Raw genomic sequence first — 15,305 nt, 5'->3', positions numbered from 1 at the left:
TAAGGCTTACTGTTTAACTAGATGGTGAGTAGTAACAACGCTATAAATCCAAGGCTCCCATCATTAAAATCATGCAAATCATTTAATCAGTGATATATGATATGCTTTGAATTACTCATCTTTGTTACTTTACTAAAATAAAATGTATCTATGGCAAAGGCGGGATCGATGGCGTTTTTATTGTGTTCTGTTTTCTATCTTGTTTCTATTGGCCAGCCCGACCGTTGGCAGCAGTATATTAAGTATGGCATCAACGTGCAGCTAGATGTGACCACCAACCGATTTTCTGGTACAGAGCAAATAGATTATTGGAACAATTCGCCCGATACGCTTAACAGGATATTCTTCCATTTGTACTGGAATGCTTTCCAGCCAAACAGCAGCATGGATGTGCGCAGCAGGGAGCTGGGCAAAACCAGTTTTGGCACAGACAGGCAAGGCAACCCTATTTTAGACTGGGACAGCAGGGTAAAAGACCGTATCAGCAAATTGACCGACGACCAAATTGGCTACCAGCATGTGCAAAGCATTAAAATAAATGGGGTTGAGCAAAAGCTGATAGGCCATGAAACCATACTGGAAGTAAAACTGAGCAAGCCAATATTGCCCAAAAGCAAAGTATCCTTTGACTTGGTTTTTGAAGCACAAGTACCCATACAAATACGCCGTAGCGGCCGGGACAATGCAGAGGGCATACGATATAGCATGAGCCAATGGTACCCTAAAATGGTGGAATACGACTACCAAGGCTGGAATGCCAACCCTTATATAGCCCGTGAGTTTTATGGCGTTTGGGGCGATTATGACGTGAAAATAACGCTTGACAAAACCTATATGGTTGCTGCCACAGGCATGTTGCAAAACCCAAATGCCATTGGTTTTGGGTATGAAGACAATGGTACAAAAGTGCCTGCTATAAAAAGCAACACCATCACTTGGAACTTTAAAGGCGAAAACATACACGATTTCGTATGGGCGGCAGACCCCGATTATATACACTTATCTAAAAAAATAGGCGATGTTGTTTTAAATGCCTTTTACAAGAAAGGGACTAAACAAACCGATAGCCTTTGGAACAATGTTTTGTGGAGCGCCGAGAAAGTATTGCCATTTATAGAAAAAAGGTTTGGCAAATACCCTTACCCGCAATATTCATTTATACAAGGCGGCGATGGGGGGATGGAGTATGCCATGGCTACCTTGCTGCGTGGCCCGGGCTTGGGCGGGGTTTTTCATGAATGGATGCACAATTGGTACCAACACCTGCTAGGCACCAATGAAAGCCTATTTGCGTGGATGGATGAAGGCTTTACCACTTATGCTGAAGGCGAAGTAACCAGTTATTACAACAACAACTGGGCTGCCGTGTCGCCCTACACCAGTAATACCACAAAAGCAAAAATAGCAGCCAAAAATGAAAAAGAGAAAAACAGCTTGCCATTAAGGCACGCAGAAAGTTATGCCAGTTATTTCGACTTAGCGTCAAGCCCTTACGAAGAACCTTTGACCACCCACGCAGACCATTTCAATACCAATTTTGGTTATTCTGATGCGGCTTATAACAAAGGATCGGTTTTCCTCTCCCAGCTAGGTTATATTGTTGGGGATAGCGTGCTAGATGTTATTTTGCACGAATATTACAACCAGTGGCGTTTCAAGCACCCCAATGCAAACGACTTTGTGCGCATAGCCGAAAAAGTAAGCGGCATGGCCTTGCAATGGTACAAGGAGTATTGGGTTTACAGCACCAAGACAATAGATTATGCCATTGGCAATATTGACTTAGTTAATAATAAAACACAAGTTACACTAAAACGCATTGGGAAAATGCCCATGCCCATAGATGTATTGCTTACATTTAAAGATGGCACACAAGAGCTGCATTATATACCCCTAAGCCTAATGTATGGGGCTAAGCCTGCTGAGAACAACTTGCCACGAACAGTTGAGCAAGAATGGAAATGGACCAACCCAGAATACCAATTTACAACCAATCGTAGTATTACTGAATTGAAAAGCATAGAAATAGATCCTACAAAGCGACTGGCTGAACTAAATGGGAACAACAATAAGCTGGTGGTGCCTAATTAAAGGTACAAACCTTTAAAGTGTTTTGAACCCTGTAAGTTTTAAGAGGCTTTTTTTTGTATATTGCTACGCATTAACCTGAATCATGATAAAAAAGGTACTTCTTATTTTATTACTTGCGGCTATTGTATGGGGCTGCGGCCACAAGCAATACCCTGCTGCTACTGGGGCAACTAATCCTATACCCACCACACCCACTCCCCCATTTGGCATAGTACACGACACATTTTTTGTGAAACTGCCGCCTGTGCCTCTGGTTCCGCCTGCTACAACTAATCCTATTGATTCCCTCTTATACGATGCACATACTGCTGGCACGCCCAATTTCAACTTGCGGAAGCCAAATTTTGTAATAATCCACCATACCGCCCAGGATAGTTGTGGGCAAACCTTTTATACATTCAGCATTACCCGCACGCAGGTAAGCGCACATTACGTTATTTGCAGGGATGGCACTATCCACCATTTATTAAACAACTACCTTAGGGCATGGCATGCAGGCAATAGCAAGTGGGGGAACGTGACAGATATTAATTCTAGTTCTATCGGCATAGAACTAGACAATAATGGCAGGGAACCCTTTCCCACGCAGCAGGTATATGCCTTACTAAACCTTTTGGACACCTTAAAGAAAACCTACAACATACCCACAACCAATTTTATTGGCCATGCCGATGTAGCCCCTACGAGAAAAGACGACCCCAGTGTTTTTTTCCCTTGGAAATTATTGTCAACTTATGGTTTTGGGCTTTGGTACGATCCCATTCCGCAAAGCCTTGTGGTGCCTGAATACTTTAACAGTTTAGAAGCCTTGCGGCTTATTGGCTACGACACAAAAGATTCTGTAAAAGCAGTTATAGCATTTAAACGGCATTTTATGCAGGATACGTCCCGCACCATGAGTGAGTCAGACAAAAGGATTTTATATACTTTGTATAAGAAATATATATAAAAATCTTCAAAAGCCTAAGCTCGGTAGATTTCCAACCTAATTATAAAACGAATACCAATATGAAGCCATTATTAATTATTGCATCCTTATTACTTGCATTAAATGCATTTGCCCAGCATCAAAATGGCTCTATTCCCCCTGTATTTACTCCCGCTAAATTTAATACAAAACCGAACCCGCTATATTTTGTAAATGGCCAACTTGTTAGCGGTTATGGTTTGGGTTCATTGGACCCCAAGCTTATTGATTCTATTGATGTAAAGCATAAAGACACAATTATAGATAAGAAACCATACTATGGTGAAATAGTTATTACAACAAAAAAGGAATATGTACCCAAATGGATTACATACAATGAAATAAAATTAAAATATACCAACTTGAAAAAAGAGGCTACCTTATTTATGGTAGATAATAACATAGTGGATGAAAATTATAAAAAATGTGCAGTTGACGAAAACTATATATTAAAAATTGAGGCAAGCAAAATTGAAAACAAAGCTGAAGGATTAAATCTCAATATTATCAGGCTTATTACCAAAACAGAAGAAAACATCCGTAAGTCAAAGGAAATCATGATAAGATAAAATATTTGCTATTAATACAATTTAATGTGTTCAATATTCCCAATCAAGCATTATTTTTACCTAGTACTACATTAGTATTGCTAAATTAAAGGTTGAAGAAAGCCGTTCAAATCCTAGAACGGTTATGCTTTTAACACCATGCTTCAATTTTGTAATGCTAATTTTAATTGCTGCCGTCTTAAACAGCGGTAGCCCATACATAAATCCAATATCCGATGATTCAAAAATTCATTATAGTAGATGATGACCGTATTAATAATATACTTTGCCATATACTTATTGAAAAAACATTGCCCGATAGCATTATACGATTATTCATCAACTCGGAAGAAGCCTTGGAACATATAAAATCCGACTATACAGACGATACTGCCCCTGAAACGGTTTTATTGCTCGATATTTATATGAACCCGTTTACCGGCTGGGATTTCTTAGATGCTTTTGAACAGCTGGCCCCAGTAGTTAAAGATAAATTTACTATCCACATACTATCGGCATCTATCAACCCTGCCGATAAAGAAAAAGCAGCCAACAATAAAAAAATTACCAGCTATATTGAAAAGCCATTGATTATGCAAATGCTAAATGACATAATGCCTGTGGGGTAATTTCTTTAATTTTAGCGAAATTACGACCATCCTTTTTTCTCACTTGCCTCACCAAATATTAAAACTTGTAATAGGCAAATTTTCTAGTCCCCACAATGCGCAAAGAATATCAGGAACCTGCCTAAGCCTCCAATAGCATCAAAATGGATGTTACAATTCATGCTCAACAGCTTTGCTGCACCTGAAGTATCTTTTTATTTGCCACTGATGAATAGGTATCCATCTTTAGGGTATTGAGTAACAAATCTCTTGACCAGCCTTGGGCAAGCGTTTCTTTTGCGTAGAATTTTATTTGGTTGTCTTCCTTTACCTTATTACTTAACAATAAGTTATGCCCCCAAGGCAAAACTGCTACAAGCTGTAGCAGTTTTGTATCAGCCTGATAATAACGCTCATAAAAGCGTTTCATGTTCCACAAATTGCGTGGGGACAAACCCATTTCGGGAAACTCAATCTTCAAATCAATAGACAATTGTTTCACCACCCCACTGCCATATCCCTCTACCAATTGTTTTTCAAACAGTAGTTTGCCTAGGTTCCAATACACGGAATTGGTAGCGCTATTCATTTGCCGGGCATTCGATTTGCGGGCTGTGCGAATTTCTACTATTGCCTGTTGTAGTATGGCTGCATACTCACCCTCCTTTATTATAGTTGTACTATCGTTATTGTTCATACAATTTTAATGCTTTCCAAAGTTAATAGCTTTGGGCTTTTGGGTAAAAAAGAATGGTTATTGGTGCTGTTGTATATGGCATCAAGCTTTCCTGAAAATGAAATTGCGGCTTTTTTATTTGCTAGTAGCATGATAATCAATGATTTATCTTGAAAGGTAGTGAGTGATTTGTGCGTGAAAAGTGCTTTCTTTTTGAGTGAAACCTGCTTTGTTTGTGCATGATATATAAGTGAAATGTGCGTTTTTTTATTAGTAAAATCTTGACTCCCGATTTTATGCGATGTCTATACTCATCGGTAGTATCGACACCCTTTCGGGGCTTGTTTAAGCGTTCTAAGGCTCAAGTTGCTTTCCTTTTCTATTCAGAAATTCCATCATGTATTTACCTAAGATTTTTGCGGCTTCTATGTCGTATTGCATTAGCTCGCTTGCGAACTCGTTGAGTATCTTGTAATAATTGCCGAGGCTAAGTTTACTATTGAGTTTTTCTATGCTAGCCGCCATCTTGTGCAGGTTGTTTACCTCTATCGGCGTGAGCTGCCGATTTTCTTCTAAGGCTTGTGACTGAATATCGGCTATGAGTGTATAATAGTTGGCAATAATTTGTTCGGCGGTAACCTGCCTAGCGGTACGCTGCAACTTCCATTTGTCGGTTTGAGCCCATCGGGCAATACTGCTAATAGACACGTTTACGATACCTGCCACTTCTTCGTGTGTAAGAGATGAATTGATGTAAAGCGATGCTGCCAATAGACGTTCTTTTTTCATTGTTTTTTAAATTATTTTATGCATAATTGCCTATCCCTACTGGTTGCTAGCTGGAGGATGGGCTTAACTGTGTAAAATTGGGCAGGATATACGGGAATAAAAAAAGTACAATCCTATATGGGGGCATTTTTGGACGCTCATGGGGGCATATTTCCCCCATATAGGATTTTAGTGGCGAGTGGTCAGTGGTGAGTGGTCAGTGAGACCTCACCCCCAACCCCTCTCCGGGGGGAGAGGGGAACCAGCCTCCGACAAAATGAAACTTTCTGAATGTTATGATTGGGGTAAAAGGGATATGTAATACTTGCAGGGATTGAAGCGAAGGGAACACGCCACAGGCGTGCACCAGCAACGGGGAGTACACTGTAAACAAGCTAAGCGAAGGCACACGTAAAAGCCGTGCGCTAGCAGCCCGCTTTTTATTTAAGCTCGTGTGCTAGCGGGGAACATACCAAAGGCGTGCACAAGCAGCAATTCTTTTTTGTTTCGTGCGCTAGTGGGGGAGATTTTAGCGGAGGGAATACGCCTTTAGCCTAAGGCATAAGCCACTAATTATTTGGTCTAAAACGGACGGGACACAAGTTGGCTAATGTTCAAATTTAGGGATGCCCACTGTTTTTAATACATGGTTGGCTTTATCTATTTTTTCCTTGAACAAGTTTTTTTCAAGGTACTTGTCTAAGGTTTTATCAACCTTTATGATGGTTGGGTGCTTATCTGTTTTTTTTGCTTGTTTCATGGTGTAAAGTTACTTCTTTTTTCTTTTTACCAAAAATGCTTCAAAGTCCATTTGTTTTTGAAAATGTAGCCAAGTGTTTTCGCCAACAAGCCCAAACACTTCAAAATCTTCACTAATCGTTGCTATATTATTGCTTATCCCTATCCTATAAAGCCTTGTACGGGCTTTTGTGCTGCCAGCTGCAAAGACCATTGCATTAGGAAACTTGTCCGTAAACGTGTATAGTGTAGCGGCAACTGTAGCCAATACTTTTTCGCTATCGCCATTATTAGTAACTACTTCATCGTCAATTTCACCCGTTGTTTCATGCTTGTCGCCGAAACCTAAGTTATAGAAATTATGCAAATGTGTCTCGCTATAAATAACCAATTTTGAAACCCTGCCATTGATGCCTTCGCTAATGAACTCAAAAACCATTGAAGCCTCGCCTACAATTACAGGATATTTATCAAGTTTCATGCATTCAAAAATAGTAATTCTTGTTATACTCCTACCCTTTTAGCAAAGTTACACACGCAGTAGATAGGGGGTTGCAAACCTTGCTTTGGGCTGTTGGGCAAAAAGTAGGTATAAAATTGTTTGCCCATAGCGTAGACCACAATTTTGTGAGGCTGTGTAAACGTGCCGCTTGTGCCTTGCAGTACTTGTTTGCCGCATGGTGAGATAGTAGCAGAGGCAATATGCAAGTGGCGTGAACCAGCAGCATTTTTTTTTGTTTCATGCGCTAGCAGTCAGTGGTCAGTGGTCAGTGGTCAGTGGTCAGTGGTCAGTTAGACCTCACCCCCAACCCCTCTCCGGGGGGAGAGGGGAGCCAGCCTCCGACAAAATGAAACTTTCTGAATGTTATGTTTGGGCTAAAAGGGATATGTAATACTTGCAGGGATTGAAGCGAAGGGAACACGCCACAGGCGTGCACCAGCAGCCAACTTTTTATTTAAGCTCGTGTGCTAGCGGGGAATATTCCAAAGGCGTGCGGTAGCAGCAATTCTTTTTTGTTTCGTACGCTAGCGAGGAAAACGCATTAGGCGCGAGACATCATCCCTTAATTATTAAGTCTCGTGCGCTAGCAGGGATCTTGCAAAACCGGTATTTTGCAAATACCCATTGCAAAGAATAAAAGACTTTACAGGAATTAATTTTCCAAAAAAGTATCACCTTTACTAATATCCCCTGTATCAAATCCTTTCTTAAACCAATACATCCTTTGTTTGGAAGTACCATGTGTAAATGCATCTGGCACCACATATCCTTGTGCTTCTTTTTGTAAACGGTCATCGCCTATTGCATTTGCAGCATTAAGAGCAGATTGAATATCCTCCAAACTAATATTATTATGCAGGTCTTTTGCATAATGAGCCCAGATGCCTGCCATGAAATCTGCTTGTAATTCCAGTTTTACGGATAATTTATTAGCTTCTGATTGATTGCCTTGCTGCTGCAACCTGCTTACCCGGCTGCTAATTCCCAATAAGTCCTGTACATGATGCCCAACTTCGTGGGCTACAACATAAGCCGAGGCAAAATTGCCAGCCACATTAAAGCGGTTTTGCATTTCATTGAAAAAAGAGATATCCAAATACACTTTTTGGTCGCTGGGGCAATAAAAAGGCCCTGTCGCAGACGAAGCCCCACCACAACCGCTTTGTGTGCTTCTGGTAAAAAGCACCAATTTGGGCTTTGAATAATGTTTGCCCATTTCTGTAAATAATTTACCCCATACATCTTCTGTTTCAGCTAGTACAACGCCTACAAAATGTTTTGTACTGTCATCTTCGGTGCTCATGCTTCTCGTGTTTTGAGAAGCTGGCGCCTGTTGCGAAGGGGGCAAAACTGCTGACTGGTTTCCCCCGAGCAAATAAATAACTGCGGCTATTATCGTACCTATCACGCCTCCCCCAACCAATAAGCCACCACTTCCCCTGCGGTCTTCTATATTATCACTTTCCCTTAGTCCTCTCCAGTCCATAAATATTGATTTAGGATTGTATTACATCCAATAAACAAGCCATATTAGATTTTTGAAAAAGCTATGGATGTTTTTTTAAAAAAATACATTAAAAAGCACAATTATAAACTGCACAGAGAAATGCTTACTTATACCTAGCCAAAAAGGTAGAAAATATTTCACGCTTTATACTCGCTGGGCATGCTACCAGCCTGAACCTAGCGTTAATTACCCCACTAGCGCAGGTGTGTAATTGCACTGGCGCATGGCCTCCAGGTCTGTGCCTTGCCGTTACTTGATAAATACGATTCTAAAGTTTTGGGCTGAAAGGTTTTTATTTTAATGCTATAAGTGCTATAAGAAGCTAAGCTATTTGCATTGCGAAAATAAGTAATGGGCAAGTACAGGCCAGAGCCATGCCAGAGTGGAATTCATTACTTCTGAAACTAATTTTTTTTCAAAATCCCCTATCCCCACTTGCCCACAAACACCAACAACCCATCTATTTTCTCCTGCAATTTCCCTTGTGCTGCGGGGCCATTTTCACGCAGTTGTATCCACGCTTTTTGTTGCAGGGCAGCCCATAGGGTGCGGTCTTTTTCTGTTGTTGTACTGGCTTCGGTGGTTAGTTTTTCCAATATAGCGGCGGCAAGGCGCAGGGTATTAGTTGCTTGCTGTGCTTTCTGTTGCAGGGTGGCCATGTCTGTTTGCAAGGTTTGCAGCATTTGCTTGGCTTTGTCGGCGGCTAGCTTTTGTTCTTTCGCCCAATTATCTTTGTCTTGCTGGTACAAGGCATCTATCTGTTCCTGCAAAGCAGCGGGCATCGGCGGCAGGTTTATCGGCTCCATTAATATTTGCTTGATTACCGTGTCGGTTGGCCAAGAACGGCGGTCGTATTCCATGTTGCTCATTTGCCCACGGCTTACGCCCAAGTAAATAGCCATGTCTTTTTGCAATATGCCATAAAAATCACGTAGCTCGGCAAGGTTTGTTTTTTCTTGGTAAATTTTCATTCAACAAATTTGAAGCATTTTTTTTGAAGCACTTTAAAGTGCTTCAAAAAAAATGCTTCAAAAAAATATTTAACCACAAAGAACACAAAGATTTTTCGCAAAGAAGCACAAGAGGAATAACCACCCCGGCCTACCGGCCACCCCTCCAAGAGGGGAATTAAAAACCGTTTCACTTTAAAGGACACAAAGGATTACGCAAAAAGGTTGATAAAATAAAAAATCCTTATCGATACCTTTTTACCTTCTTTTCTTCGTGCTTCTTTGTGTTTTTGTGCCTTTGTGGCTAAAAAAGCAACACAAAAAAAAGGCTGCCCAAAAAAGGCAGCCTCATCACCAAATATCAATTCTTAATTATTAATTCCTAATTATTTCTGGTGTCTCTTCCCCCATGTCTGCCTTAAATCCAACGTGGCAGGGTATTCTTTGTTTATTTCCAACGGTGGTGGGTCGAACATGAACGGCACACGGTTCTGGCGGATAAAATGCTGCACGCCTGCCGCTGGGCTTTCTTGTGCGGCATCCCTTCTTGGTTGTAGGAACACTTCTGGCAATTGCTCGTTCAGCGCATCTGGCGTAAAGCCTTGGTTCCAGAAACGGTTTACCCTTCTCGATTCTGCCTCGTAGCTGTTTACAGGGAAGGTTTCGTAGCTCCTGCCGCCTGGGTGCGACACATAATAGGTACAGCCGCCTATGCTTCGGCCGTTCCATACGTCCACAATATCAAAAGTCAATGGCGTGTCCACGCCAATAGTGGGGTGCAAGGCACTAGGCGGCTGCCATGCCCGGTAGCGCACGCCGCACACATATTCGCCCAGGATGGTTGTTGCCCGCAAAGGCACCCTTGCCCCATTGCAAAGCAATATATAGCGGGCTTCGTTCATGCCCGTGAGTTTTACCTGTACCCTTTCCAGTGAGGAATCTACAAAACGGGCGGTGCCGCTGCTGCTCATTTCTTCGCCAAGCACATGCCAAGGCTCTATGCCCATGCGTATTTCTAAATGGATACCTTGCACGTCGATAGACCCATAATGCGGGAAACGGAACTCGAAAAACGGCTCGAACCAACTGATATTGAATGCGTAGTCTGCCCCGTTCAGGTCCCTTACCACGTCCATCAAATCTTCCCGCACATAGTGCGGCAACATGAATTTGTCGTGCAGTTCTGTGCCCCACCTTACTAGGTCGTGTTTGTAAGGCTTGTTCCAGAACATGGCTATCAACCCACGTATCAACACCATCTGCACCAGGCTCATTTGCTTGTGCGGCGGCATGTCAAAAGCCCTTAGCTCTAGTATGCCCAGCCTGCCAGTGGATGAATCGGGCGAGAACAGTTTATCTATACAAAATTCTGCACGGTGCGTGTTGCCCGTGATGTCTGTAAGCAAATGCCTGAACAACCTGTCCACCAACCAGAATGGCACAAAGCCTCCTTCTGGCACCTGGCTAAAAGCTATCTCCATCTCGTACAGCTTTTCGCTTCGGCCTTCGTCAAAACGGGGTGCTTGGCTGGTTGGCCCAATAAACGAACCAGAGAACAGGTACGACAAGCCTGGGTGGTGCTGCCAGTAAGTGATTAAACTACGCAGCACATCGGGGCGGCGGAGTATGGGGCTGTCGCTAGGTATAGCACCGCCAATGGTTATGTGGTTGCCACCGCCTGTGCCTGTGTGGCGGCCATCGAGCATGAATTTTTCTGTGCCGAGGCGGGCATAAAATGCTTGGTCGTACAGGGTATCAATATTATCCTTCAGTTCCTGCCAGTTTTTGGCAGGGTGTATGTTTACCTCAATCACACCCGGGTCTGGTGAAACCACCATGCGTTCCATGCGGTTGTCCCTTGGTGGCTCGTAGCCCTCAATTCGCACGGGGATTTTAAGTTTTTCAGCAGTGGCTTCTATTGATGCGATTAAATCTAAATAATGCTCTGCATACGCCACTGGCGGTATGAATATATAAATAATGCCTTCCCTTGCTTCTACGCAAAGGCTGGTTTTTATAACATCTACAAAAAACTCAGGTTGTGTTTCTTTTTCTTCTTCCTTTTTTATTTCCGGGCGTTTGCCAGAAGTGTCTTCCTTACCTACTTTTTTAGCTATTGCTGTTTCTTTGCCGCCCCCCTTTTCTTGGTTTTCTTTCAGCCTATCAGGCGGTGCCAAGTGTTCTGACACTTCGCCATAGCGGCTTTCTATACTTTCGTGGTAGTCTTCCAGTTCGGGCAGTTCTTCAAACAAGCTCCTTTCCACCACTTGTGGCGCACGGTCTTTAGCCACTGCTGGCAAAGACTTTAGCGGCAACCGTAAGCCAATAGGCGAATTGCCAGGGATAAGGAATAAATTGGGCATATTCAATATCCACTCGCAGCTACGCCATTTGTTGTTCCAATGGTTCCATTCCAGCGGCAGCACAAAACCAGCAGGCTTGTCTAGCCCCCTGTTCAATAATTGTGCAAGCGTGCGGCGTTCTATGCTGTCGTGCAGGTTGGCTTTTAGCGGGTCTATGTTTACAGGTATCTTTTCTTCTGACCATAAAAAATAAAATACGTCTTCATAAGCAGCCATTACATTGTCTGTACTTATGGCAAGCCGCCTGGCTAATTCTTTGGCCACGGCTTCTGCTTCTACATGGGTATATTTTATTGGGTTGGTCTCCAACGCCATCAAGGCTTTGTTTTTCCAGACAGGTACACCATCTTTACGCCAAAACAGGCCGTATTGCCAGCGCGGCAATGGCTCGCCGGGGTACCATTTGCCTTGCCCATAATGCAGCATTCCTTCGGGGCCAAATTTTTCCCGCAAGCGGAAAATCAAGTCATGTGCCAAGATACGCTTGTGCAAGCCATCGGCTTCTGTATTCCACTGGGCATGTTCCATGTCATCAACCGATACAAAGGTTGGCTCCCCTCCCATCGTCATGCGTACATCGCCTTTTAACAGGTCTTCGTCTATTTTGTAGCCAGTGGCATCAATAGCTGCCCATTGCTGGTCGGTATAGGGTTTGGTAACCCGTGGATCCTCATGGATACGGGTAACGGAATTGGAAAATGCAAATTCTGTTTCACATTTGTCCATTGCGCCTACCACTGGGGCGGCACTGGCATAGTGCGGCGTGCAAGCCAAAGGTATATGCCCTTCACCAGCAAACAGGCCAGAGGTGGAATCTAAGCCTATCCAGCCTGCACCGGGTATATATACTTCTGTCCACGCATGTAAATCTGTAAAATCTGCCTCTGGGCCAGAAGGGCCATCCAACGATTTTATATCAGAGGTCAATTGCACCAGATAACCCGACACAAAACGGGAGGCCAAGCCAAGATGCCGCAATATCTGCACCAGCAGCCAAGCACTGTCCCGACAAGAACCCAAGGCTTTTCCAAGGGTTTCTTCGGGCGTTTGCACACCCGCTTCCATGCGGATGGAATACTTGATGTCTTGAAATACTTTTTGGTTAATAAACACCAAAAAGTCGTTAATGGTCATTTCCGGTGCTACTTCCAGGTTTTCAAGCCATTCGGTAAGCAACTCCCCTTCTTCAGTTATTTCAAAATAAGGTATCAGCTCTTTTTGCAGGTGCGGAGCATAAGTAAAAGGGTATTTTTCGGCATATTCCTCTACAAAGAAATCGAAGGGGTTTATTACTACCATGTCGGCAATTACCTCTACTTCTACTTCCAACTCTGTGGTTTGCTCTGGGAAAACTACCCTTGCCTGGTAGTTGCCAAACGGATCCTGCTGCCAATTGATAAAATGGTTCTTGGGCGAAATTTTAAGCGTATAAGCTTCTATGGGCGTGCGGGAATGAACCGCAGGGCGAAGCCTGAAAATATGTGGCGACAACGATACCGGCCTATCGTAACTGTAAGTAGTTTTGTGGTTTATTGCTACACGTATAGCCATATTTTTTTAATTTAATGATTCAATGATTTACTGGCAGGCAATCGCAGGTTTTAAAGTAAATGCTTTTTTGTTAAATAGAAAGATTTTTTTGTTGCTTTTGTTTTTCTAGCCATGAAGGCAAGAAAGCTCAAAGTGGCACTAGGGAAATAAAGATGGATTACGCAGACCTTTAGACCTCACTCCAACCCCTCTCCAAAAAAGAGGGGCAAAACGAAAAACTAATATACGACTACCTTACCGCCTTTTCCTAGAGAGCTTTAGCGTGGCCGTCCTGTTTAAAGAACTATTCATTTCCAATTCGTAGCGATCGTCGCCATCTATCAACACCAGCGTTGCCGTGTTAGGTGGTATCTGGCCTTCATTATTTGCAAACATACTTATTTCGTTAAAAGGCAGCAAGCTATCCAGCGGCAATGTTAGCTTGATAGGAACATAGCTAAGCATTGTTTTTTTTAGAATTAATTTATTGTTTAGGAAAATGCTGACGGAGTCATAGTCAATTGCTCCATTGTCGTACAATTCGATGTTTATTTTACCTGATGAGATAAACAACTCCTTGAAATATTCCTTTGGGCGGTTTTCAAACATTTTTTGCGTTGCAATGGCAATGGGATCTTTGGCAATTGTATCAACTGGTATCTTGGAAGCTACCGTGGCAGCTTTTGCTTGTGCTATAGGACTGATGGTATCGGTTGATTTTTCAAAACTGAACAATATGTCTGGACAAGTATATTTATACGCATCATCTGCCTTGAAACTACCTGCCAAAAAAGAACCGACCCTTGAAACACGCAGCAGGAACTCCCCCCTCATGGAACAATCAACACCATTTTTGGTGCTGGTAGATTGGTGCAGCATGATGGGGAATGACTTGATGACCAAATACCTAGAATCTAAGTCGAAAAAACCTTCGATCTTATTGGTAAAAAGGCTATCCCTGAAATAATAATTGAACTGGCCTATAACTGCCCTGCCATTCTGCACTAGTTTCAACTCCCCAAGGTAGTTGTTGGTAACGCCATCTACCTTCACAGTGCCATTGCTAAACCAACTTCCGGTGAGGACCTGCGCCTGTTGTGCAAAAACAGCTTGGAAGGATAGGATTGCCATGAAAAAAATAAAAACAAAGCGTTTCTTTTCCATAAGTGTGCAAAATAGGCAATAGTTCAATTATTGTGCCGACAAATAGCAATAAAAAAGCGGCTGCACAAAAGTTTTAAATTTCGTGCATCCGCTTTTATTATTTATTTAATTCAATAGATTTTATGGTGCTGGAGCCGGTGGTGGTGGTGGCATGTGGCTTTGCATCATTTTCTTCCTACTTTCAACCCATGCTTTGTACTTGTCGCCCATTATTTCTTTCAGCTTTGCGACCTGTGCATCTTTTAGGTCTTTCATCTTCGTTTTCTTGTCATCGTCAGACATTGTAGCATCTTTTTTTAGGTCATGCATTTTTGTGTTGTAATCGTCTTGGGCATCTTTTGCTTGTTTACTTTGATCATCTGTTAAACCTGCTTCTTTAAAAGTTGTAGCCAATTCTTCATCCCTTCTTTGTTTCATTTTAGCCTTCTCCTCCTTGGTCATCATCATCGGTGGTTTTCCTGTTGGTGGCGGTGGCGGGGCATCTTGTGCATTTGAAGCTAAGGCAAACATCCCGGTTGCCAAAAGCAGGGCAAGCATTCTTTTCATAATCATTTTATTTAATTGTTTCTAAAAAGAGCAATAAAGTAAGCGAAGGTTTAAATAGCAAACAAGGGCTTTAACAAAAAATAGGGTAAAAATTTAAGGGTTTTTAAAGTTTCTGATTTCGGCAATGTTGCCGAATTTCATCTTACTACGAATGGCATAAAAAAACACGGATATTTTCCGTGTTTTTTAAAGTGCCCGAAGTCGGATTCGAACCGACACATCCTTGCGAACGCTGCGACCTGAACACAGTGCGTCTACCAATTTCGCCATCCGGGCAGGGATGTAAAATTAAGGGTAAAATCATATTCGCCATTGTATTATTCTTCTTATAATGCGCAAGCCAAAAA

General features: G+C 42.5%; 13 protein-coding genes and 1 tRNA gene. 4 read left to right on the top strand and 10 right to left on the bottom strand.

The window, feature by feature from the left end; genetic code table 11:
• Positions 1-150: 150 nt before the first annotated feature.
• The 4 genes from ACHFIY_RS08405 (at position 151) to ACHFIY_RS08390 (ending at position 4,235) form a co-directional block, all read left to right on the top strand.
• On the top strand, positions 151-2,091 hold the full coding sequence (locus ACHFIY_RS08405; protein WP_410845633.1) for a M1 family metallopeptidase: 1,941 nt from the start codon (positions 151-153) through the stop codon (positions 2,089-2,091).
• An 82-nt stretch (positions 2,092-2,173) separates the two neighbouring features.
• Positions 2,174-3,040 (top strand): N-acetylmuramoyl-L-alanine amidase, encoded by an 867-nt coding sequence (locus ACHFIY_RS08400; protein WP_410845632.1) that lies wholly within the window; start codon positions 2,174-2,176, stop codon positions 3,038-3,040.
• A gap of 59 nt (positions 3,041-3,099) precedes the next feature.
• On the top strand, positions 3,100-3,627 hold the full coding sequence (locus tag ACHFIY_RS08395; protein ID WP_410845631.1) for a hypothetical protein: 528 nt from the start codon (positions 3,100-3,102) through the stop codon (positions 3,625-3,627).
• A gap of 215 nt (positions 3,628-3,842) precedes the next feature.
• The gene (locus ACHFIY_RS08390) at positions 3,843-4,235 is read left to right on the top strand and encodes a response regulator (protein WP_410845630.1); all 393 of its coding nucleotides are present in this window, start codon (positions 3,843-3,845) and stop codon (positions 4,233-4,235) included.
• A 163-nt stretch (positions 4,236-4,398) separates the two neighbouring features.
• On the opposite strand, the gene ACHFIY_RS08385 is transcribed toward ACHFIY_RS08390, so the two are convergent.
• The 10 genes from ACHFIY_RS08385 to ACHFIY_RS08340 form a co-directional block, all read right to left on the bottom strand.
• Positions 4,399-4,911, bottom strand: coding sequence for a DUF1016 N-terminal domain-containing protein (locus tag ACHFIY_RS08385; RefSeq protein ID WP_410845629.1), 513 nt, complete (start codon positions 4,909-4,911; stop codon positions 4,399-4,401).
• A 333-nt stretch (positions 4,912-5,244) separates the two neighbouring features.
• Entirely contained in the window at positions 5,245-5,679 is a 435-nt protein-coding gene (locus ACHFIY_RS08380; RefSeq protein ID WP_410845628.1) for a hypothetical protein, read from the bottom strand.
• A gap of 586 nt (positions 5,680-6,265) precedes the next feature.
• A complete protein-coding gene (locus ACHFIY_RS08375; RefSeq protein WP_410845627.1) occupies positions 6,266-6,418 on the bottom strand; it encodes a hypothetical protein in 153 nt (50 codons plus the stop codon).
• Positions 6,419-6,427: 9 nt separating this feature from the next.
• Positions 6,428-6,877 carry a DUF6934 family protein gene (locus ACHFIY_RS08370; RefSeq protein WP_410845626.1) on the bottom strand — a complete coding sequence of 150 codons (450 nt, stop codon included), beginning with the start codon at positions 6,875-6,877 and terminating at the stop codon, positions 6,428-6,430.
• A gap of 673 nt (positions 6,878-7,550) precedes the next feature.
• Entirely contained in the window at positions 7,551-8,384 is an 834-nt protein-coding gene (gene ypfJ / locus ACHFIY_RS08365; RefSeq protein ID WP_410845625.1) for a KPN_02809 family neutral zinc metallopeptidase, read from the bottom strand.
• Between the two features lie 446 nt (positions 8,385-8,830).
• Positions 8,831-9,376: a hypothetical protein gene (locus tag ACHFIY_RS08360; RefSeq protein ID WP_410845624.1), complete on the bottom strand. Its 546-nt coding sequence runs from the start codon at positions 9,374-9,376 to the stop codon at positions 8,831-8,833.
• 365 nt (positions 9,377-9,741) lie between these two features.
• A complete protein-coding gene (locus ACHFIY_RS08355) occupies positions 9,742-13,269 on the bottom strand; it encodes a transglutaminase family protein (RefSeq protein WP_410845623.1) in 3,528 nt (1,175 codons plus the stop codon).
• 234 nt (positions 13,270-13,503) lie between these two features.
• On the bottom strand, positions 13,504-14,412 hold the full coding sequence (locus ACHFIY_RS08350; protein ID WP_410845622.1) for a hypothetical protein: 909 nt from the start codon (positions 14,410-14,412) through the stop codon (positions 13,504-13,506).
• 120 nt (positions 14,413-14,532) lie between these two features.
• On the bottom strand, positions 14,533-14,958 hold the full coding sequence (locus ACHFIY_RS08345; RefSeq protein WP_410845621.1) for a hypothetical protein: 426 nt from the start codon (positions 14,956-14,958) through the stop codon (positions 14,533-14,535).
• A 192-nt stretch (positions 14,959-15,150) separates the two neighbouring features.
• Positions 15,151-15,234 (bottom strand) — tRNA-Leu (locus ACHFIY_RS08340).
• Positions 15,235-15,305: the final 71 nt, after the last annotated feature.

The organism is Parasediminibacterium schistidii, assembly GCF_046546515.1.
In the GTDB taxonomy this organism is placed as follows: domain Bacteria; phylum Bacteroidota; class Bacteroidia; order Chitinophagales; family Chitinophagaceae; genus Parasediminibacterium.
The sequence above is the reverse complement of the archived record's forward strand: the minus strand, read 5'-3'. Positions and strand labels throughout refer to the sequence as shown.